16 protein-coding genes and 3 pseudogenes are annotated in these 21,480 nt (G+C 42.4%); 9 read left to right on the forward strand and 10 right to left on the reverse strand.

The genetic code is table 11. From position 1 onward, the window contains the following. The 4 genes and pseudogenes from AABK37_RS31515 to AABK37_RS31530 form a co-directional block, all read left to right on the forward strand. Nucleotides 1–158 (forward strand): annotated as a pseudogene (locus AABK37_RS31515) (Uma2 family endonuclease); the annotation flags it as partial. Nucleotides 159–229: 71 nt separating this feature from the next. Continuing rightward, the gene (locus AABK37_RS31520) at nucleotides 230–1,132 is read left to right on the forward strand and encodes a helix-turn-helix domain-containing protein (protein ID WP_432555421.1); all 903 of its coding nucleotides are present in this window, start codon (nucleotides 230–232) and stop codon (nucleotides 1,130–1,132) included. A gap of 157 nt (nucleotides 1,133–1,289) precedes the next feature. Continuing rightward, a complete protein-coding gene (locus AABK37_RS31525) occupies nucleotides 1,290–2,033 on the forward strand; it encodes an SDR family oxidoreductase (RefSeq protein ID WP_432555422.1) in 744 nt (247 codons plus the stop codon). Between the two features lie 45 nt (nucleotides 2,034–2,078). Then, the gene (locus tag AABK37_RS31530) at nucleotides 2,079–2,375 is read left to right on the forward strand and encodes an antibiotic biosynthesis monooxygenase family protein (RefSeq protein WP_432555423.1); all 297 of its coding nucleotides are present in this window, start codon (nucleotides 2,079–2,081) and stop codon (nucleotides 2,373–2,375) included. A 158-nt stretch (nucleotides 2,376–2,533) separates the two neighbouring features. Here AABK37_RS31530 and AABK37_RS31535 read toward each other — a convergent pair whose 3' ends face one another. The 4 genes and pseudogenes from AABK37_RS31535 to AABK37_RS31550 all read right to left on the reverse strand — a co-directional run bounded on the left by AABK37_RS31535 (nucleotide 2,534) and on the right by AABK37_RS31550 (nucleotide 11,008). After that, entirely contained in the window at nucleotides 2,534–5,644 is a 3,111-nt protein-coding gene (locus AABK37_RS31535) for a CHAT domain-containing protein (protein WP_432555424.1), read from the reverse strand. Nucleotides 5,645–5,721: 77 nt separating this feature from the next. After that, nucleotides 5,722–6,918, reverse strand: coding sequence for a caspase family protein (locus tag AABK37_RS31540; RefSeq protein ID WP_432555425.1), 1,197 nt, complete (start codon nucleotides 6,916–6,918; stop codon nucleotides 5,722–5,724). A 689-nt stretch (nucleotides 6,919–7,607) separates the two neighbouring features. Then, a pseudogene (locus AABK37_RS31545) lies at nucleotides 7,608–7,775 on the reverse strand (aldehyde dehydrogenase family protein); the annotation flags it as partial. A 14-nt stretch (nucleotides 7,776–7,789) separates the two neighbouring features. Then, nucleotides 7,790–11,008 carry a glycoside hydrolase family 15 protein gene (locus AABK37_RS31550; RefSeq protein WP_432555426.1) on the reverse strand — a complete coding sequence of 1,073 codons (3,219 nt, stop codon included), beginning with the start codon at nucleotides 11,006–11,008 and terminating at the stop codon, nucleotides 7,790–7,792. 991 nt (nucleotides 11,009–11,999) lie between these two features. Here AABK37_RS31550 and mgtE point away from each other — a divergent pair. From mgtE to AABK37_RS31565, 3 genes are all read left to right on the forward strand, one after another. Next, nucleotides 12,000–13,358 carry a magnesium transporter gene (mgtE, locus tag AABK37_RS31555; protein WP_432555427.1) on the forward strand — a complete coding sequence of 453 codons (1,359 nt, stop codon included), beginning with the start codon at nucleotides 12,000–12,002 and terminating at the stop codon, nucleotides 13,356–13,358. A gap of 280 nt (nucleotides 13,359–13,638) precedes the next feature. Beyond that, nucleotides 13,639–14,781: an aspartate carbamoyltransferase catalytic subunit gene (locus tag AABK37_RS31560; protein ID WP_432555428.1), complete on the forward strand. Its 1,143-nt coding sequence runs from the start codon at nucleotides 13,639–13,641 to the stop codon at nucleotides 14,779–14,781. Nucleotides 14,782–14,878: 97 nt separating this feature from the next. After that, complete coding sequence (locus AABK37_RS31565; RefSeq protein ID WP_432555429.1) at nucleotides 14,879–15,727, forward strand: metalloregulator ArsR/SmtB family transcription factor; 849 nt, start codon at nucleotides 14,879–14,881, stop codon at nucleotides 15,725–15,727. Nucleotides 15,728–15,735: 8 nt separating this feature from the next. Here AABK37_RS31565 and AABK37_RS31570 read toward each other — a convergent pair whose 3' ends face one another. The 6 genes from AABK37_RS31570 to AABK37_RS31595 all read right to left on the reverse strand — a co-directional run bounded on the left by AABK37_RS31570 (nucleotide 15,736) and on the right by AABK37_RS31595 (nucleotide 20,220). Further along, nucleotides 15,736–16,137 carry a type II toxin-antitoxin system VapC family toxin gene (locus AABK37_RS31570; protein WP_432555430.1) on the reverse strand — a complete coding sequence of 134 codons (402 nt, stop codon included), beginning with the start codon at nucleotides 16,135–16,137 and terminating at the stop codon, nucleotides 15,736–15,738. Further along, nucleotides 16,137–16,367, reverse strand: a complete 231-nt coding sequence (locus AABK37_RS31575) for a hypothetical protein (protein ID WP_432555431.1) — start codon at nucleotides 16,365–16,367, stop codon at nucleotides 16,137–16,139. The genes AABK37_RS31570 and AABK37_RS31575 overlap by 1 nt, the downstream gene beginning before the upstream one ends. A 69-nt stretch (nucleotides 16,368–16,436) precedes the next feature. Further along, the gene (locus AABK37_RS31580; RefSeq protein WP_432555432.1) at nucleotides 16,437–17,075 is read right to left on the reverse strand and encodes a pentapeptide repeat-containing protein; all 639 of its coding nucleotides are present in this window, start codon (nucleotides 17,073–17,075) and stop codon (nucleotides 16,437–16,439) included. A 14-nt stretch (nucleotides 17,076–17,089) separates the two neighbouring features. Then, entirely contained in the window at nucleotides 17,090–18,481 is a 1,392-nt protein-coding gene (locus AABK37_RS31585; RefSeq protein WP_432555433.1) for a DICT sensory domain-containing protein, read from the reverse strand. Next, complete coding sequence (locus AABK37_RS31590) at nucleotides 18,399–18,572, reverse strand: hypothetical protein (RefSeq protein WP_432555436.1); 174 nt, start codon at nucleotides 18,570–18,572, stop codon at nucleotides 18,399–18,401. Before AABK37_RS31590 ends, AABK37_RS31585 begins: the two co-directional genes overlap by 83 nt. 55 nt (nucleotides 18,573–18,627) lie before the next feature. After that, a complete protein-coding gene (locus AABK37_RS31595) occupies nucleotides 18,628–20,220 on the reverse strand; it encodes a photosystem II high light acclimation radical SAM protein (protein WP_432555434.1) in 1,593 nt (530 codons plus the stop codon). 589 nt (nucleotides 20,221–20,809) lie between these two features. On the opposite strand from AABK37_RS31595, the gene AABK37_RS31600 reads away from it, so the two are divergent. After that, nucleotides 20,810–21,202, forward strand: coding sequence for a DUF1830 domain-containing protein (locus AABK37_RS31600; protein ID WP_432555435.1), 393 nt, complete (start codon nucleotides 20,810–20,812; stop codon nucleotides 21,200–21,202). A 32-nt stretch (nucleotides 21,203–21,234) separates the two neighbouring features. Further along, nucleotides 21,235–21,480 (forward strand): annotated as a pseudogene (locus tag AABK37_RS31605) (hypothetical protein); the annotation flags it as partial.

Raw genomic sequence — 21,480 nt, forward strand, 5'->3', positions numbered from 1 at the left:
GTTTGCAATTTATCGGCAATCCCAAGCAACCTACTTTCACCATTTGCCAGTTAGTTAATGGGGTGTACCAGCAGCAACAATATCGCTTGGGAGAGCCGATTTCGTCTTTTCTGTTTCCAAATTTACAATTGCGACTCGACGACATTATGCCGACTTGAAACTCACGCGCAGTTTTAGAAGCAGTTATTGATTCGGTTTTCGCTCGTCCTATCATTTAAAGGTGAAAGGCATGTTTGACAGCAAAATCAAAGTTTTTGATGTTGTCAATGATAAATTTGTGCCACTACCAGTTAGTTCTGATTCATCACTAACTGTTACTGATACCAGTTTAGATGAAATCTACGTTGAACGTTTGTCTATGCCTTCTTGTGAGTATCCTGAAGTCATTCCTCAAGACCATTTACTCACCATACAGCTAAGTGAGCCACATATACTTGAAGTTGTCGAAAACGGTCAGCTACGCAGGATACACAAAATACCTGGTAGTATCAGCCTCGCTCCTGAAGGAGTAAGATTTAAAGGAAACTGGGATAAAGATGTCGAAATTTTGATACTTACTCTCAAACCAATTGTGATTTCAAAATGTGCATTGGAATTAGATGATGCGAATCATACAGAGCTAATCCACTGCAATGGAATGCTCGATCCACAAATTCAGTATATCGGTTTGGCGTTAGAAGCGGAATTTTTAGCGGGAAGTCCAGGCGGTCGTTTTTATAATCAATCTTTAGCTAATGCATTAGCAGTCCAACTACTTAAGAAATATTCCACCAAAGAGCCAAAAATACAACAGTACACAGGTGGTTTATCAACGCATCAATTAAAACGTGCGATTGAGTATATTCAGGACAACTTGAGTAAAGATGTGTCACTTCATGACCTCGCAGCAGTTGTCGGGATGAGTATGTACTACTTCGTACAGATGTTTAAACAGTCAACAGGATGTACACCTTATCAATACATTTTACAGTGTCGGGTTGAACGTGCGAAACATCTGCTGCGAACGACCAACTTACCAATAGTGGAAATTGCGCTTCAAGTTGGATGCAGTAATCAAAGTCATTTCGCTAAGTTGTTTAAAAAGTTAACAAAAACAACACCAAAAAAGTACCGTGATTATAAAAGCAAGTAGTAAGCGTTTTAACGCTTAAATTAAGGACTAAAGTCCTTACTACGAATTAAATCGCAATTTTAGAACAGTTTCGCAAAATTAGACAAGATTATTAAAGCTTGATGCTGGTATAGTCAGGCTGTTGAAAAAATTCGGCGACAATTAAGGGAATTTTGCGATGCAAACTTTGAACGGAAAAGTTGCCATTGTCATCGGTGCATCGATTGGTATTGGTAGAGCGGTAGCTGAACGTTTAGCTAATTCAGGTGCATCTGTTGTCATTACTTATGCACAAAAAGCAGATAAGGCAGAGGAACTAATTGCTAGTATCAAAGATATGGGTGGGAAAGCGATCGCTATGAAAACCGATCTTACCCAATTGGCTGATATTCGCCATTTGTTTCAAGAAACAGTCAAGAACTTTGGTAAGCTAGATATTTTAGTAATATCAGGCAGTGCGCCGAGAGTTGTCAAGCCTGTTGCTGAGGTAACAGAAGCGGAATTTGATTATGCGATCGCTTTTAATGCTAAGGGTAACTTTTTTGCGTTGCAGGAAGCTGCGAAACACATGGCAGATAAAGGACGCATTGTCACGTTTTCAACTCCATACACTGTACAACCGCAAGCTAATTTAGCAGTAACAGCTGGTAGCAAAGCAGCGATCGAACAGTTTACTTTTGCATTAGCGAGGGAGTTAGGTGGACGTGGCATTACAGTAAATTCTATCATGCCAGGACCGACAACAACCGAAAGTTTCAAAGATACTATTTCGCAGTCCGATCAAGATTTTATAGCGCAGAATTCACCGCTGCAACGACTGGCAGAACCGGGTGAAGTGGCAGATGTGGTGATGTTTTTGGTCAGCGATATGGCAAGTTATATTACTGGACATAATATTCATGTTACAGGTGGGATGCCATAGTTTTTATCTCACGCAAAGTCGCAAAGACGCAAAGGAAGAAATAAGATGTCATCACCTGTAGTTTTGATTAATGTTTTTTCTGTTCCTCAAGGTAGTGAGGAGCAATTCGTCAAAGTTTGGACGGAAGCGCTTGATTTAATGAAGAATGAGCCGGGTTTTATTGATGCAAAACTTCATCGCAGTATTGATAAAGATGCAAAATTTCAGTTTATTAATGTGGCGCATTGGCAAAGTGCAGAAGCTTGGAAGAATGCGTTTTCAAAACCTCAATTAAAAGCAGTAGGTTCTCAAGCGTTGTTTGAAGAAAATCCTGCGCTTTACAAAGTTGAGGTGGAAAGTTAATTTACCACTTTTAACTACGATTATCTATTCATTACTTGTGCCCAAAAATCAGATAAGACAGAGGAACTAATTGCTACTATTAAAGATATGGGTGGAAAGGCGATCGCGATGAAAACCGATCTTATATCATGTCCGTTCGTTTGCAGATTGCATTAATCTCATTGCCATTCACCTTGGATAGTAAACGCTGCCCAGTAATAAGGTGCTTTCCCTGATTTCCACATTTCTAATTGTGCGGCTCGCATTGCCGTCACCGGATTTTGATTTTGTTGCAGCATCTTTTGGTAAAATTGCTGCATCAGGGAAGCTGTTGTCAAATCATTCACACTCCATAAACTCACAACTACACGCTTTGCCCCAGCATACATAAAGCCTCTTGTCAAGCCTATCAAGCCTTCTCCTTGGACATTTTTACCTAAGCCGGTTTTGCAGGCGCTGAGGGTAACGAGTTCAACTGGTAATTTGAGGTTGTAAATTTTGTTGAGATTCAAGTCGCCGTCAATATTGCCGCCTTTTTTATCAAAGCGGGAAAGCACTAATTTTGATAATTGCGGATTCTTTTGGGAGACGCAACCGTGAGTAGCAAAATGAACTATTTGATATTGCGATAAATCTGGTTTTACAGCAGTGTTAAGAGATGCGGCAAAACCCAAGGCAGAGAATTTCTTTGTGGAATTTAGCTCAAGAGAAAGAATATCCTCGGCTTCCTTTTTGGTATATTCAAGAGAACCCAAGTTGAGACATTCGTCTATTTGATTGTCTAGTTCAGAACCTCTGAATTCATCATTGCGTGACTGTGAAGTATTTGTCAGACGTTTATCGTCGGAACTAAACACAGGATCGGCAAGGACAGCAATAGTTTTGGGAGGAAGTTTTTTGCGTGCTTTAAATTTATTCCGCAATACTCCAATGCTAGAGGCAGAAGGTAGAGTGACAATTTCGTTTTGTACCAGCAAAGGAGTAGGGGAATTTTGACTGCTTCCAGGTATGGGCAATACTGTAAAAGGAATCGTTTGCAAAGCGCCGTCACCAACAACCAGCAAGCGTTTTTGCTTTAGTTGACTAGCGACGGGTGCGAGGATCATTTGACTTAATTTGATTCCTGTTTCTGGGATAGCCGCAGAATCTTTTTTGTCTAACAGTTCTTTGTTAAAAGCCTGCGCCGCAGCTTGAATATCAGCACGTTTGGGAAGTTCGTAAGTGGTAATACCCGTCTTGCTGACTGCCCATAGAAAACTGCGTTCCTCCCCAAGGGAATATTCTAAAAGCAGGGTATTGTCATCGAGTACTTGTTGTTGAATTTGTGGCAGAGTGAGTACAAGTTTATCAAATTCCTGACTTTGAGTTAAGGTTGCATATTCAGGACTTTTGACGCGAATTTGTGCTTGTACGTCGTCAAGCTGAGAGTCAAAAGATTCAATAAGTTGTTTGATATTCTCTAATTCTTTATTTGTATATTGACCTTGAAGCAGTTTAGTCTTCTGAAATTCTGCGGCATCCAGTTGTTGTTGCAAGCTGCGTTCTTGTGCGACTAACTTAGGATCTACACCTTGACGAATGTCAACATTAGCTTCAGCAAGCAGTTCTAAGAGATTTCGCGCCCGTGCGCGTTCGCTGATGTGCAGTGCTTCGGCGTTGTATCCTTTGGATGGTTGCTGTTTGTGCAGTTGCATCAATAAGTCGATGTAGAACTGGTAAGCACCTTGTTTTGAGGCAAAGTAAGAAGTACGCAGTTGTTGATTGACAACTTTGGTGCGTAAGTCTTCAATGATATTGATGGCATCTTTGATTGGAGTTAAAGCTGCGTTGAGATTGCCTCTGCTGCGTTCGAGGAAGGCAATATTTGCGAGAGTTGCAGCTTCATTTGCTTTGTTCTCCGCCTCACGCATCAAGGGCAGGGATTGGTTGAGGTATTCTAGCGCTTTTTGCTTTTCTCCTAAATCGAAGTAGACTAAGCCAATGTTATTGAGGGTTGCAGCAACGCCTGCTTTGGCGCCCACCTCCCGCGATAAGGGCAGGGCTTGGTTGTAATATTCAAGGGCTTTTTGCTTTTCTCCTAAATCGGAGTAGACTAAGCCAATGTTATTGAGGGTTTTAGCTTCAAGTGCTTTGTCGTCCACCTCCCGCGATAAGGGCAGGGATTGGTTATAGTATTCGAGGGCTTTTTGCTTTTCTCCTAAATTGGAGTAGACACCGCCAATGTTGTTGAGGGTTATAGCAACGCCTGCTTTGTCGCCCACCGCACGCCACAAGGGCAGGGATTGGTTGTAGTATTCGAGAGCTTTTTGCTTTTGTCCTAAATCGGAGTAGACTAAGCCAATGTTGCTGAGGGTAGTAGCAACGCCTGCTTTGCCAACTTTGCCGTCCACCTCCCGCCACAAGGGCAGGGATTGGTTGTAGTATTCGAGCGCTTTTTGCTTTTGTCCTAAATCGGAGTAGACTAAGCCAATGTTGGTGAGGGTTGCAGCAACGCCTGCTTTGTTCTCCACCGCACGCGACAAGGGCAGGGATTGGTTGTAGTATTCAAGTGCTTTTTGCTTTTCTCCTAAATCGGAGTAGACTCTGCCAATGTTATTGAGGGTTATAGCAACGCCAGCTTTGTCCTCCACCGCACGCCACAAGGGCAGGGCTTTGTTGTAGTATTCCAGAGCGAGTTGCTTTTCTCCTAAATCGGAGTAGACAGCGCCAATGTTGTTGAGGATTCTACCTTCGCCAGCTTTGTCGTCCACCTCTCGCCTCAAGGGCAGGGATTGGTTGTAGTATTCGAGAGCTTTTTGCTTTTCTCCTAAAGTGGAGTAGACGGAGCCAATGTTGTTGAGGGTTAAGGCTTCGCCTGTTTTGTTGTCCTCCGCACGCCACAAAGGCAGGGATTGGTTGAAGTATGAGAGTGCTTTTTGGTTTTCTCCTAAATTGGAGTAGACTAAGCCAATATTCAGAAGAGTAACCGCTTGCCCTTTCTTGTCATCCACTACACGATATAGCTTCAGCGCTTCCTCATATTTTGCCAGCGCTTGTCGCTTTGATTCTGCTGTGCCTTGTTTATATAGTTGAAATCCGTCCTGTAATAATCTTTTCGCCGCAGCGCGAGTTTCCTGTTGCTGCGTCGCGGTTGGCTGCTGGGCAGCGCTAATACTTATACTTACCGATATAACAACTACTGATGACAGCAAGAGAATACTGAATAAAGCAGACACGGGGAAGTGTAAACACAGGGATAAAAGCGATCTCCTGGATGTGACTACAACCAACGATTTATTTTGATTCTTCATACTACATTTGTATTGTGCGGCGGTTTATCGAGTCTCTACTATTGCTATATTTCTGAGGCAGCAGAGGTGATGCAATTTCACCCCACCATTCGCAATAACGCTCCTGATTTCACAACCCCTTGCACTGTCCCTTTCCCCTCTAACCCTTGACGGCTTTGGTATATAACCTTACCTGAACCATTCGCCACAGTAAACACCGTGCCCGTCTCAACATTTCCGACATCTACTCCCCCAAACCACAGTGTCGCTTGATTCCCTGTAACTGCGGTAACTACTGCATTAGCCGCCACAGATGGGTTATTGATAAAATATATTGGTTGTTTTTCATACCCGCTGCCTGCTTTCGCTTCAAATATGGGTGTTTGGTTATATTTCTTAGGTATCTCTTGCTTCAGATAAGAAATCGCAGTTTCTGGCGTGCTGGTTTGCTGCCAAAGATACTGCGTTAATGAGTATGTAAAAGCACCTGCATAGAAACCATTAAGTTGTGCATCTGCTGCCAATTGATTGGGATTTGTTGCAGCGAGAACAACTCCTTTAGCAACTCCCGCACGATACGCTTTGACAAAATCTTGGCGTTTGAGGTTGAGTTTGGCTAACAAATTTTCTTGGTATGCTTTTTCTGCTGGTACAATCTGGATATTCCTACCGCCTTCACGAGAACGAACGCGAAATTCTCTGGTTGCACCACCAGAAAAACAACTATCTAAAACGGCGGTGAAATTTTCACTTTTCACAGATGCCATCAACAAAAACAAAGTGTGTCCCATAATGTCTTTCACCTGTCCACCTTTTTCCGGGTATCCTGGTGGTAGCAAAGCATCAATGGGTACTAAAGTCCCGTTTAAGCCTGTGTTATCAACGAAACTCACAAAAATCGGATCGGGATCGACAATACGCGAACCATGTCCTGAAAAGTGAAACACCACGACATCATCAGGCTTGGCTTGTTTAATTAAATACTCATCAAATGCTTGTAATATATTTTCACGAGTCGCTTGTGAGTTAGTCAGAGTGTGAATATCTGTTCCCTTAAAACCAAAGCGATACTGTAGGAGATAGCGCTGTAAGTCCACATCACTCAGACATCCCCGCAAAGGCTGAGATTTATAGTCATTTATACCGACAAGTAAGGCAACTTTGCGGGAAGTGCTTTTTGCCAGAACCTTTCCGTAGTTTTCAGCTTTTTGTAGAAAGTTAGACTGACTCAACCCTAAAGTTGCTATAGTAGAGCCAGCGAGTAAGAACAAATTACGGCGAGAAATGGGGCGCATAACTACTTTACGTAATAATACACAAGTGTTTTTACTTTATAACGCCCAGTTCTCAAGTTAGTTCTTTGTATCAGAATTTGTAACGTAAATCTTTCCAAAGGCAGAAGACAGACTTAAGTAAGTCGGTGCTAATATAGCGGTTCTCGGTTGAGTGAGGTGCAAGAACCCCACCCCGCAAGCGAGGAGGGGACTATGATGTACCTTATGTGATTAGGAAACCTATATTTTAAGCTATGTTCATAAATTTAAATGTAGGGTGTGTTGTCGCGCAGCGCAACGCACCGTCAATAATTAGAGGTGCGTTAGCCTACGGCATAACACACCCTACAATACTTTCTTCATTCTTGCTTCAACATTAAGGACAAATGTTGTAACGTTAAGACTAAATATTGTAACGTTAAGACTAAATGTTGTAACCTTAAGACTAAATGTTGTAACCTTAAGACTAAATGTTGTAACCTTAAGACTAAATGTTGTAACCTTAAGACTAAATGTTGTAACGCTAAGACTAAATGTTGTAACCTTAAGACTAAATGTTGTAACGCTAAGAACAAATGTTGTAACGTTAAGGACAAATATAATATTCCAGTTAGCAAGTATAGATTTTTTGTAGAGACGGCGATTTATCGCGTCTCTCTAACCGTCAAAATGAGTTTGACAGACTACTAGGCGCGTTGCAAGTGGTAAAAGTGTACTTCTGCACCGATTGTGGGACTGTTAATATAAGTTATTCCGGCTTCGATGTCGCGCATGGCTGTAAAAGCGCGGTTGATGTCGCGGGTGTAAACTGAAGAGGAAAGACCGTAATTGGTATCGTTGAGGATTGCGATCGCTTCCTCAATAGAGCTAACTTGAATACACACAATTGGTATCAAGCTGCTGTTTCTTCAACTTCAGCAAATTCAGTTAATGATCGGAATGCCTTAACGATATAACTAGCGCATTCTCTCGGAGAGGTATTGTAAAAAGACCTCCACGCACTTCCTTTATCTTCATCGTAACGATCGCCTCTTTCTTTATGTCCATCCAACCAAGCGACTCGCACCGCATGACCAATTAACACATCTAACACGATATATTCTTCAATTTGAAAATCTGGGTTGTTAGAAGCGATCGCCGCTAATTCCATTAATGTTTCAATATTAAGTTGTCGGTATTCTGGTGCCTCAATTTTATTTAACAAATGCTCGACTAACAAGGCAAAGTTTTTTTCCCCAGCTGTCATTTCCGATATCATGACTTCACTATCCAAACGATTGCGACGTTCTAATTTATCGCCAATTACCAAGCCTTTGCAATGATGCATTACCAGCCAAACTTGTTTAAAAAAGTCTTTTGGCACGCGTCCTGTAGCACCTTCAGCTTCGCGAAATCGACGCCAACCACCAACTGGAACTTCTATTTCTGCTTCTACTGCGGGTTGTACTACCCAATCAATATCAGCTTCTTTTTGTTTGACGTGCAGTGATTCTTGTTTGCGTAACAAGTTACTCATGCCGGCGTATTCAGTTAATACTTTCTGCAAGCGCATTTTCACTTCAAAAGGCGAAAGTTCCATCAATTTTTCATAAGCTTCGTCTTGAGTGACATGCATTTCCCCAGCAATTTCGCTAGTTAGCAACAAAATGTAATAGCCGACTCTTAATGTCAGCAATCCTTTAAATAGTTCGGGTTCTGACTTAATTAACAAACTCAGATATATGAGAATTTCTTGCGTGAGAACGCGATCGCTTATATCCTCACGACAGAAGTGATTTATTTTCTCGACTATTTCGTTATGAGATAATGGCACGGTTATCAGCGAGGCTTCGCTATAAGCCTTACCCACAGCGATTTGCTTACCCCTGACCAAAATACTTGTTACCACGTCTGACAGAGCGATATAGGTCATCTTCTGCAAACCCGCAGCGCGACGCACTATCCCCCAAATCCCCATTTCTCCGGCTCTGGTGTATACTTCGTCAAGTAAATCTGCTACGGTGACAGTACGCCCAGGTCCGCCAAAGCCGGTGTCAAATTTTAATCCTTGCAAACGAGTTAAAGTCTGCAATAACTCTATTTGCTCGTAAAGATTTTCTGACGATCGCAACGATGAAAGCAATAACCCCAAGTTAGTTTGACACTCGACTTGAAATTCTTGGGTGTGTCCTAAATGCCAGTTTTTCTCTGGATTATAAGCTAAATAACAACAACGCAACCCGGCATTTTTTACTGCTGAAGTGAAAAATTCTTCTTCTTTGACTAAATCAATTCTTTCTATGGTTGTAGTCAACATTAACTGATTTAATCGTCCTAATTTGACGCGCACACCTTGACAAACACCATCTTTTAATTCTTGCATCAGTTCTAGCAAAGCTTCTGAACCTGTTTCTAACATGGTGTGAGTCAACATCAAAGTTAATGTCGGACGTCCTAAATCATTCCAATATTTTTGGATGTAACCAAGTTCGCTTCTGAGTTGAGCGACTAAAAAATGATAATCGAGAGTTAAGTAGAACTGTTGAGAATCTAACAACGAGGGCAAAAATACAACTGTCTCGTTTCCAAAGCGGAAAATTCTCGATGTTGTCAAACTGCGCGGACTGCGTGGTGGACGCCCAGTTAAACCCAGTTTATCACAATGTCCAATTTTTTTATAAATGGTGATTAAATCGACAGCTTCTCTAACTTGAATCGGTTCTACTTGTGCGGGTGTTTGTGTTTCGATTCCGTGAACTTCTAGCTTTGCCTGTAATTCTTCATCTTCTGCTAGCAAAGCTATTTGTACTAAAGCTTGACGTTCTTTTCCTATACACAAATGTCTTCCCAACGGGTCAATATCACCAACGGCTAATAAACCTTCGCTTAACATTTCACCGAGAAAATATAAACTTTGCGCCCAAACTAGAGGTATATTTTCGTTAGGTAAGCGTGGCTGACTTTGGGGTGTTAATCTTTCGGCTTCTACATTCTCTTCGGGAACATAATAAAGTTCTGGTAATAACAGTAAATCATCACGTTTAAAAAGTAATCCTTCTAAACATGCTTGATATTTGTTAACTTGTTCTTGGTCGCCGCGAAATAATCCATCTAAAAGTAAATAAGTGAAAAATAAGGGCCATTCACACTCAAGATGCTCAAATTGTTTGAGTTCCCAAGGTTCGTAATGCAAGCGATGACTATCTTCTAATACGGTTTGGTGTCCATCGCGTAAAAAGCGTTTGCAACCGTATTTTCCTTCGAGTTTATTGATGATATCATTGAAAGTGCGATCGCGTAATTCCACATCTTCCACTGCAAACGCCGGAAAGCTAATTACACTCAACAGTGCCGCATCAATTTCTTTTGAGCCTGATTCTCTCGGCAATAATGATTCTAACGTAATTCGAGCGCGAGCAATTTCATCGGGCAGCGCGTGAATTACCGATGCTTGACTTCCACGCACACCAAATAAATCGACTCCATTAATCGCTTCTAAAGCCGCTTTTGCCATGCCGATAGAACTAGCATTTAATTCCGCGCTTCCACGATTAATTTTATTGCCACGTTCCCAAATGCCATAATCTGGAGTGCGGTAAGCTCGTCCTATATAGTAAACTAAATTTTGGACGAAATTAACCTCATCAATCGTAAAAATAATCTGCAATCCCGAAGCAGTCATTTGTGCTAACATCAATATAAATATTGATGTTGCATCAAGTTGTAAATGTCCCCATTCGTCATCGCCGACAACAATATCCCCACTTGCGGTATTGTATTTGGCGTGTAACGCATCTAATGGCGACTGAGTGTGTTTAAATTGCTCTACTTTCTGTGATTGTCGCATCATTGCGAACAACAACCCGCGCATCAGTTTGACAACGCTGTGTTCTAACTCATAGGTGCGTCCGTTGTCTTCATCGACTTTGCGATAAGCTAATCCTAAACCCCAAACTGCGAGAATACTGTATACATTATCTCGCACCCAAGCATCAGTATAATCCCCGTGAGCGGTTATTGCCGTACTCGCTGGAAGCAACCCAGTAATTGCATTTTGACGCACTAAGATAATCGTCTTGATTTGCTCATAGTAATAATCAAGACGAGATAGCAATTCAGTAATTGTTTTCATAATTGGATTCTTCGCAGAGAGTGGAAATTCGATGTTTAGGCGATGTGAATATTGTTATAAATACCAGAACAACTTTTGCCTGAGGCTTCTGGTTTTTAACTTATTAGTGAACTATAGCCGAAATTGTAATTTTTTTCAAATCTTCATCACTACTAGTTTTAGTTTATACTTATCTTCCAAATTATTTTGATATTTATAGAGAATAAGAAATAATCATGCCAAACATCAACGTAATTGATAATTATTAATTCATAATTCATAATTAAAGAGGGTTTGTACCCGGTGCCGACTATAAGCATTTTTGCTTCAAATGGGGATTTAGACCTAACTTGAAACATAATGCGCGAATTAGAAATTATGTCCGCATGAATTTTTAATTATGTCTTGACCTCAAGGTAGTTTTTCGCTTTGACGATCGCCAAATTAAATTCGTCATAGAAGCGATCGCACAGCGGATTGCGAAGATCGAGATTATATCACTTTAACAGCACCTTTCAATGGCGGGTAACAAAGAAACTGTCTAAACTACTGTTTTGCAGATAAAAGTATCATACCGAGTGAGAGCGTGTTTTTCCGGAAAACGCTAAAATAAGCATCAATCTTAGGTATGATTACACAAGTGATGCTTTTGTTGCAAAATAAAGGCTACTTTTGGTATTGTCAAGATTACTACTCTATGAAGTTTTAAATTTAATTCATCTAGGTGCTTGACACAAATGCTCGCAGTAGTAAAATCAACACAAAGTCAATAAAAATCAGGGCATTTTACTTTGATAGTGTGGGAGAAAAGCAGATTGACCACACGGAATTTCAGCATCTACCGGATAACCACTTTCCGGGTTAGTATTATGACTTAGCGATGCCCTGATTGGATATCGATGGAACTATTTTTGAGATTTTATGGACCACAGTCCACAATCTGATGGCAGTATCAACCTCCTCTAGCTGGTGAGTTCTCCCAGCGCGGGGGAGACATTTGGAGGTATTTATCATGCTTATAGATGATGTTCGCAATAGCGTTGTTGACGTTGATGTTGCTGACTTAAACCAGTTGAAATCGGATTTAAATCATTCACAGCCGGTTGATGTCGGGGAATATATTGCACAATTACCGAAAAAACAGCGAGCGATCGCATTCCGTTTACTCAACAAATCTCAGGCAATTGATGTATTTGAATATCTGCCCCTAGATGTACAAGAAGAACTGATAAATTCGCTTCATGATGTGCAAGTAGCGCAAATTGTCGAAGCGATGAGTCCGGATGAACGCGCAGAATTATTCGACGAATTGCCGGCAGGAGTAATTAAACGACTTTTACAAGAACTTAGTCCCGAAGAACGGCAAGCTACAGCCACAATTCTCGGCTATCCAGAAGGTACCGCTGGACGGTTGATGACAACCGAATATGTGCGGTTGCGTCAAGGTTTGACTGTAGGAGAAGCCTTGAGTAAGATTCGGCGTCAAGACGAAGATAAAGAGACAATTTACTACGCTTACGTCACAGACGATAACCGCACCTTGGTGAGTGTAGTTTCTTTGCGTCAGTTGCTGTTTACTTTCCCGGAAGTTTATATTCGGGAAATTTCTAGCGATCGCGTCATCAAAGTCAGAACGGAAACTCCCCAAGAAGAAGTCGCACAAGTTATGAAGCGCTACGATTTAATCGCTATACCCGTAGTTGACAGGGAACAACGATTAGTTGGCATTGTCACGATTGATGATGTAATCGATATTTTAGAAGAAGAAGCTACAGAAGACTTTCAAAAATTAGCCGGTGCGAGTGGTGATGAAGCTGCTTTCTCGTCTCCTTTAGTTACTATTTGCAAGCGCTTACCGTGGCTGTTAGGAATTATGCTGTTATATATCGGTGCATCGAGTGCGATCGCCCCGTTTCAATCTACAATATCAATGGTGCCAGTGCTTGCCGTAATTATGCCGCTATTCTCCAACACTGGTGGTACTGTGGGAATTCAAGCATTAACCGTCACAATCCGCAGCTTGGGTGTGGGTGAAGTCACACCAAAAGACACCTTAAAAATTCTCCGCAAAGAGCTTTTAGCAGGCTTAGGTACGGCTTTAGCTTTAGCCACAACTATGATGTTGCTTTCATTAATTTGGGCACGTCCACAAGAGCGCTGGGTAGCGCTAATTGCCGGAATGGTGATGGCAAGTAATACAATTGTTGCTGTCGCTTTGGGAACTTTGTTACCAATGGCTTTGAAACGGTTGAAGCTCGATCCAGCCTTAATCAGCGGTCCATTAGTAACAACAATGCTCGATACAATCGGCTTTTTAACCTTCCTATCGCTGATTTCCGTGGCTTTAAATGTTTTCCATTTACCACACTAACCGAAAATAAATTGCTAATCGTCGTAGAGACGTTCCGGTGGAACGTCTTTACAATATCGGACATTTTTGCGGTAATTCTATATTTTAAAAAAGATATTTATTTCCTCCAAATTGGGAATGAAAAGTTTTAGATTTATAATTCTTCTTTTTCAATTGAAAAAAGAACATTATAATACCACAGTAGAGAAGCTTTATCAGGTGGTATCATTTGCTCATTTGTGTAAATTAAAAAATTGTAGAGAAGCGATCGCCTTTTGACGCTGAATCAGGAAAAGTATATATGCCTACTACTACTTGGAATCATCATCACGTTCTCACACTCGCGGACTTCACTCTAGCTGAATACGATACGGTTTTGCAAACTGCTGCCAGTTTTCAGGAGGTGTTATCGCGACGGACGAAGAAAGTGCCTTCTTTACAAGGACAAGTGGTAGCGAATTTATTTTTTGAAGCGTCTACCCGCACTCGCAGTAGTTTTGAACTTGCGGCAAAACGCTTAAGTGCAGATACGCTGAATTTTGCCTCAGCAACTTCTTCTATCACCAAGGGAGAGACAATTCTCGACACGGCGAAGACTTATTTGGCGATGGGAACTGATATTATGGTAATTCGCCATCGCGAAGCGGGAGTACCGAATGCGATCGCTGCTGAAATGGATCGTTTAGGTGTTAGAGTTAGTGTCCTCAATGCTGGTGATGGTCAACACGAACATCCTTCTCAAGCACTACTTGACTTATTTACCATCTGTACTTTAATTGACCCAGAAAATCCCCGACTCGAACTGTTGAAGAATAAAAAGATTGCCATTGTTGGCGATATTCTGCATTCTCGTGTGGCGCGATCGAATATCTGGAGTTTAACCGCAAGTGGTGCCCAAGTCCATCTAGCAGCACCACCTACTTTATTACCAAAACTATTTGCCGATTATGTCAGCGATGATGAAGTAGGGCAAGAGGAGAGGGGGGGATGGGGAGAGGGGGAGAGGGGGGGACAAGGGGAAAAGGAGAATTCAAAATTTAATACTCTCTCCCCCACTCCTCCACTCCTCCACTCCTCCACTCCTCCACTCCCCACTCCCCATTCCCCACTCCCCAATCGCAACTTATTTATACATTGGCAGCTAGAACCCGCTTTAAAAGATGCTGATTTTGTCATGACGTTACGCTTGCAAAAGGAACGCATGACAGCTCATTTATTGCCGAGTTTGCGCGAATATCATCAGATGTTTGGCATTACACGCACAAAGCTGCAACTATGTCAACCCCATGTTAAAGTTCTGCATCCCGGTCCCGTTAACCGAGGTGTCGAAATTAGCTCTGACTTAATGGATGACCCAGAATTCAGTTTGATTCAGGCTCAAGTAACCAGCGGTGTTGCCGTTCGCATGGCGTTATTATATTTGATTGGTAGCGGTAAGAGCTAGTAGGGGCGGGGTCTCCCCGCCCAATCCCCAATGCCCCATGCCCATTCCCCATTCCCAAAATAGTTGACATTTTAATTATTTCGATTATTCTAGAAATATGGTTGAAAATAATCAAGACACGGCTCGGTATGCAGATATATTTGCTGCACTAGGGTCGGAACCTCGTCTGGAAATAATGCGGTTGCTGTTTGCAGCTTATCCAGAGGGAATGACTGTAGGAGAGATTCACCAAAAGCTAAAAATTCCCAACTCGACGCTATCGCACCATTTGGAGAAGCTGCGGATTGAGGGATTAGTTAATTGCCGAAAAGACAAGCAATTTTTGTGGTATTCAGCGAATGCTGAGACGATGGAGGATTTATTGTCTTTTTTAACTACAGGGAAAGCGAAAGGCGATCGCATTATTCAACCGATTAGCAATATGTCAAAACAGGAAGGCAATATGATTGAAAAATTTTTTGAATCTATCTTTGAACAGCTTTCTGGGTTTAAGTCTGGCAGATTCCACCTTAAAGGTTATGAAAGATTCACCCAAAAAGCGATTATAGCCATGAATATTGCCCAAGGTGAATCGAGGCGTTTGGGACATCAATATGTCGGTACAGAACAGATTTTACTAGGATTGGTTGGCGAAGGAAGCGGTTTTGCCGCACAGTTTCTCACCTCAGTCGGGGTGAACTTAGAAAATGCTCAAATAGAAGTAGAAAAAATTATCGGCAGAGGTAAAGGTAATACACCTTTAGATATTCCCTTTACACCAAGGGCAAAGCAAGTGTTAGAACTCTCGGTAGAACAGTCGCGACAACTTAATGTTAACTACGTTGGTACAGAACATTTACTGTTAGGCATTCTCAAAGAAGGAGGAGGCGCAGCTGTTAAAGTTCTAGAAAATCTTGGGGTAGATTTGGTTTCTTTAGAACAACGACTGCGAAGCGCTTTAACTTAAAATTATGCTTACCAAATAGTATTCACGCTCGATAGTTGAATTTTACTGTCCCGACTAATCAGTGGCACCCCCAAATGTAAGGCTGTAGCGGCGATAATGCGATCGGGTAAATCTGGAACTTCTGTACGAGTAACTAAGCGTAAAGCATTGGCAATATCACGATTAAACGCAACTTCAGCCAGTACAGCATCGCTTGCGTCAACAGATGCAAGCAGACGTTCAAGCGTCAGTGGTGAAATTCGTCCTTTTTCACTCAAGTAGACAATCTCTGCCAAGGTAATGGAGGAGAAAGCGACTTGATCGCCATCAGATGCTATTTGAGCGATGACATTTTGAGCAGTTATTGAAAGTCGGCTATCACCAAAAATGTACCATATGATTGCATGGGTATCCACTACAGCACGCAGCATTAAATGTCATCCCTTGGAAAGTTAGCCCATTCTTCAGTCCGAATTACATCAATTTCAGATGCTGAAGGTGCTTGTCCTAAATCACTACATAAACCCCACAAAGATTTACGCTCTTGTGGCGGATTATCCATTAACTCGTGTTCTATATCAGGAGCAATTTGCTGAATTAAGCGCACTTTGTCCAACACTGAAAGCTGCTTTGCTAGGTTAAGAACTTCCTGTAGACTCACAACTTTTTTCCTACTTCACAATAATGAAAATTCTAGCAGTGGAAAGGGCTACTGCACTTTTTGGAGGCTTCAATAACTCTTCTCAACTACTGTTCCTACCAAACAAGCTCTATCGAGATTAACTCCGCTTAAATTTGCCCCGTCTAACTCAGCACACAGCAAGTTTGCTCCTGTCAAATTCGCTCCCGCCAAATTCGCAGAACGTAAGTCAGCTTCTTCTAGATTTGCCTCACTTAACAACGTGCCTTGCAAATCTGCGCGGCTTAAGTCTGCACCTTTGAGATTTGCGCCGGTGAGGTTCGCACCTCTTAAATCAGCACCGCGCAAATCAACACCTTGCAAGTTGACATTCATCAAATTGCTGCCACTTAAGAAAGCACCCGCTAAAGAAACATCGCTGAGTGTGGCTCCCATCAAATTTGCACCGCGCAAGTTGCTACCGCGCAAATCAGCACCTGTTAAATCTGCTTGCATCAAGTTGGCTCCCATCAAATTCGCTCGCAAGTCAGTTTGCACAAGGATGGCTCCCATTAAGTTAGCTCCCTCTAAATGCCCACCTTCGAGTTTAGAATTAGCCAAATTTGTGCCAACAAGATTGGCGCCAGCCAGATTGATGCGGCTTAAATCTAATCTACTAAGTTCCTCGTCTTCTAAATCTGCCCCTGGAAGTTGTTTAAGTTTTCCCGATCGCAATGCTTCAATATTCATTTTTCGTAACGGCTTCAATATTCATTTTTCATAACGGCGGTTTTAGTTTCGCTATCTAGCCTCGCATCAAGTAACCACATACCAGCACTAACTTTAGGTGTCATTAAAGGTAATTCGATTCCTTGTTGCAAGCCCATAACTAACAAAGCTAGGGTATCTATTAGTTTAGGGTCAAAGCGCGTCGATTGTTGCTGTCTGCACTCTTCTAAAGCTTGAGCAAATATCTCTTCGCGAGTCAATTGAGATGCTTGCTTCTGGTTGACTCGGTACTGAAAATCTGCTACCAACGCCAAAATTCTCGACTCTAAAGGAATTTCATCGCCAGATAAGCAAGCCGGTTCACCTGTACCATCCCACCATTCGGTTTGATGAGTGATGATTTGTGCTACAGCCCGCAGTCGCGGCATAGTTCGCAATACCTGTGCCCCTGGTACTAAAGGACAAGTTAAGGGACTGCTAGGAGCATTTTCGTGATAACGTGTAGATGTACCGGGTGTGAGAATGCTTTCTGCTTTTTGTAATGGATCTATGCGATGCAGCAAACCAGCAAGGCGCAATCGTTTAACTTGCCATGCGGGAAGATCCAATACTTGAGCGATCGCCTCACAAAGCACTACTACTTCTGCTGCTGCCATTGGATTGTTGACATCAGCTATATCCATCAGTTGTGCCATTCGCAAAAATGCTTGGATTTCGTTGGAAACCAAGTTGCGATCCAAAATTTGTTTATTTGGCGCTGTGGGTGTAGATAAATTCTCTTGCCCAGTCTGAAGATAATCTACCACGCGGGAGACTACTGCACCCAAGTTTTCTGGTGTGGCAAGGCTAGGCTGAATTGTTTGTTTATGTGCTTTGACTTTGTTCGCTAGTTCTGGGTTGTATTTTTCGATGTGGGCGATCGCTATTTCTGCTGTTTGATGCACTAACTCTGGCTCAAATGTCCACAACCCATAAAATTTACGCTCTAAGTCAGATGTGGGTATTCCTGCCGTCCCATAATCAGCTTCAGATAGCTCTTGACAAAGTACCATCGCTGTGTATTGGGGCGAGAGAATGATTAAGTGCCATTCTTGGGCAACTGGATCGCGCTTATCTAAAGCTAGCAAGTCTACATTGTCAAGTTCGCTGGTGGGATGTTCGGCAAAACCTGCATCTGGGGCAGCCATGATGACGATTTGGCGGGATTTTTTGGCAATATCTGCATAGCGATCGGCTTCTTGCAAATACCATTTTCCCTGTTGGAAGGCTGTGATTACTAAAGGTTTAGTGTCATCGTCTAAGATGTGGTCTTCGAGAGCATGACACAGTGACACCAGCGTATTTTTATAATACACCCCAAAGCGAATTGGTCTGGTAGTGTGACGGTGGGTAGTTTCTAATTGTTGGAGTATTGAGCCTTCTAACATGGCAGGGGGGAGTGGGAGAGGGGGGGAGTGGGAGAGGGGGAGAGGGGGAGAGGGGAAGAGTGGGGGATGGGGGGGAAAGAATTATTCTCATTGTCCCCCTTGTCCCCTTGTCCCCTTGTCCCCTTGTCTCCTTGTCTCCTTGTCTTCTATAATACCCCCGCCAGTTGCTTATCTTTCGTTTCTATTGGTGCGGAAAGTGCTTCTTCTAAGTCAGCACAACCGAGTTTCTCTTCTAAGATTTTCATGACTTCGCGTCCGAAGTCGTTGGGGTTTTGTTGCCAAGCTTGCAAGCAGACTTCACCAAAGAAGGAACCGAGGGGTTCGGGGTTCCATAATAATTTCTTGGCAGTCCAGGGCATCAAGCTCATTGGATTGTATCCTGGTTTGAGGATGCCTTCTTTAAAAGCGTATTCTTCTAAATGGGTATGCGGTTGCAATCCAATAAAGAAGATAGCGGGTTCGACTTTATCAGCGCCGAAAATGCGTTCTAGTTCGCGGTGGTAAGCGATGGTTTGGCGAATAGTTTCGGGACGTTCGTCAATGACGTTAAATGAATAATTGACGGAAACTAAGTCGTTGAAACCAGCTGCTTTTAAATCGCGGCAATTTTGTAAGACGGTTCGCAGATTATACCCCATCCGCATTTTTCTGACAAGTTCTTGGGAACCGCTGGTGATACCGATTTCAAAGTAGTTCATCCCGGTTTTTGCCATCAATTCACACAACTCTGGTGTAAGGTTGTCTGCTCTGATGTATGCTGCCCAATGGATATCTGTCATCCCAGAATCGACGATTTTCTGTAGAAGTTCGACAGCATCATTGATAAATCTTCGTGCGGGGATGAATTGGGCATCGGTAAACCAGAAGTTGCGAATGCCGCGATCGTATAATTGACGCATTTCGGCGACAACTTCATCCGCTGGGTTGATGCGTACTTGTTTGCCTTCAACGACAGTGTAAACGCAATAACAGCAGTTGTGGGGACATCCGCGCTTGGTTTGCACACCGATGTAGAAGTCTTCTTCTTGCAGATAGTAGTTGAAGTCAGACCAGATGCTTTCTATATAATCGTAGTTACAAGCGCTTTTTTCTAACGGGGTGGGTTGTTCGTGAATTAAGCGATCGCGTGGTTGTGCTTCTCCCACCACATAACAGCGTTCATCCCGAAACTCTTTACCACTTAAAAGTTTTTCTAGTAGCGTTTCGCCTTCACCTACAGATATAATTGTTTGTTTAGGCAAGCTTTTACCCAACTGTTCGTAAAAGACGCTGACTGCACCACCACCAACGATCGCACGCGCTTGATAATTATATTTTTGAGCGCGTTTTAAACCGCGTTTGATTAATCCCAAGTTCCGCCACAACTCTACATAATAGGCGATGAAGATTCGCAAACCGCCTAACGCGCCGCGTAATTTGATAAAAGGATTCTTGGCGTAGTAAAATTCAAAGGCGTTTTGTAGTGGATTTCCACCACGTCCACCGACTGGGGCGTAAATTTGAATATCCCGCCAAGAAAATACTAACAGTGTCGGTTTAAATTCATCGATACACCTATCAAGAGCAGAGTAATAATCTAAAGGTGGCACTGTTCCCAAATCGAAAATGCGCTGTTCGATATTGGGAAATAGCTTGTGAACGTGATCCGCAAGATAAACTACCCCAATGGGAAAAATGGGGTTACAAGGAAGGCGAACGTAGAGAATTCGGTTTTCCATCATCGGTGTTTTAACTTTCATCTTGCCATTATTCAGGGAGAAAAAAAGAGAAATATTTGAGTTTCAAGTATCTTGGTTGTGGTTTTTCTTTATTTATTACTTATGGTGCTTGACATTTGCGCCGATGATTGATACCAGTAAAGAGCGATGTAACATCTGTGGCAATAGCGCTTATCACTTTGCTTTCACAGATGTGTAGTTTTTATAGATGAGTTTTATGAAGGCAATTTCTATATAACTTTACGATAACATTCAGTTTATCGATTAAGCGATCGCCTGCGGTGTGTTAGTGGCGATCTAAGTGAATCCAAAAAATTCCCTCCCCAGGTATAGGAAAAATAAGCGCCTCGCCGCTATTGGCGGTCGCTACTTATATCAAGGAAGTTATAGATACTTCACCCGAGAGCAAAATCTGAAAAAGATTGATGCTTAATCTACAATTTCCCAAAAGGCAGAAATTTTAACAATGTTTTCATAGAGTTGACATAACTTATGATAGAAATTATCAAGAAAAGTTCAGTTGGTATTCGCAGTTACAGCATATGGGGATCAGTCGATGCTAGCTTTGCTGGTGTAATATAAAATTGTGGCGTAAAGCTTTTTAGCAGTTATGGCTCAAATATTAGATTCTTTACCACCAGAGCAATCAGGGAAAATTCTCTGCTGCTACGTTAATGCCACGAGCAAAATACAGATTGCTCGCATTTCAGATATTCCCAGCTGGTACTTTGAACGGGTGGTTTTTCCCGGACAACGATTAGTTTTTGAAGCACCAAAAGTTGCTCACCTAGAGATTCATACGGGCATGATGGCAAGTGCAATTTTATCGGATACAATTCCATGCGATCGCCTCGCCTTAGACGAACCTAGTACTAATGAGTTTGGTACAGACTCAGAAACCGGAATAGATCCAATCAATAAAAAAAAGTTGATGCAGACAATTAATACAAAAATCGGCGATCCAACACAATCCTTTAAAATGGCTGGTGCGAGTATCAGTTGATTAAAAAAAACAATTTAGCTCAATAAAGAGGGTTGCTGGACTCAGCAGCCCTATTTTGTTTATTAGTCATTGGGAAATGGGGAAGGGGGAGACAAGGGGGCAAGGGGACAAGGAGACAAGGGGACAAGGGGAGCCAGCGCCGTGCGGAGGTTCCCTCCGTTGAGGCGACTGGCGTGGACAAGGGGAGCCAGCGCCGTGCGGAGGTTCCCTCCGTTGAGGCGACTGGCGTGGACAAGGGGAGCCAGCGCCGTGCGGAGGTTCCCTCCGTTGAGGCGACT

Source organism: Tolypothrix sp. VBCCA 56010 (assembly GCF_050875635.1).
Classification (GTDB): domain Bacteria; phylum Cyanobacteriota; class Cyanobacteriia; order Cyanobacteriales; family Nostocaceae; genus Hassallia.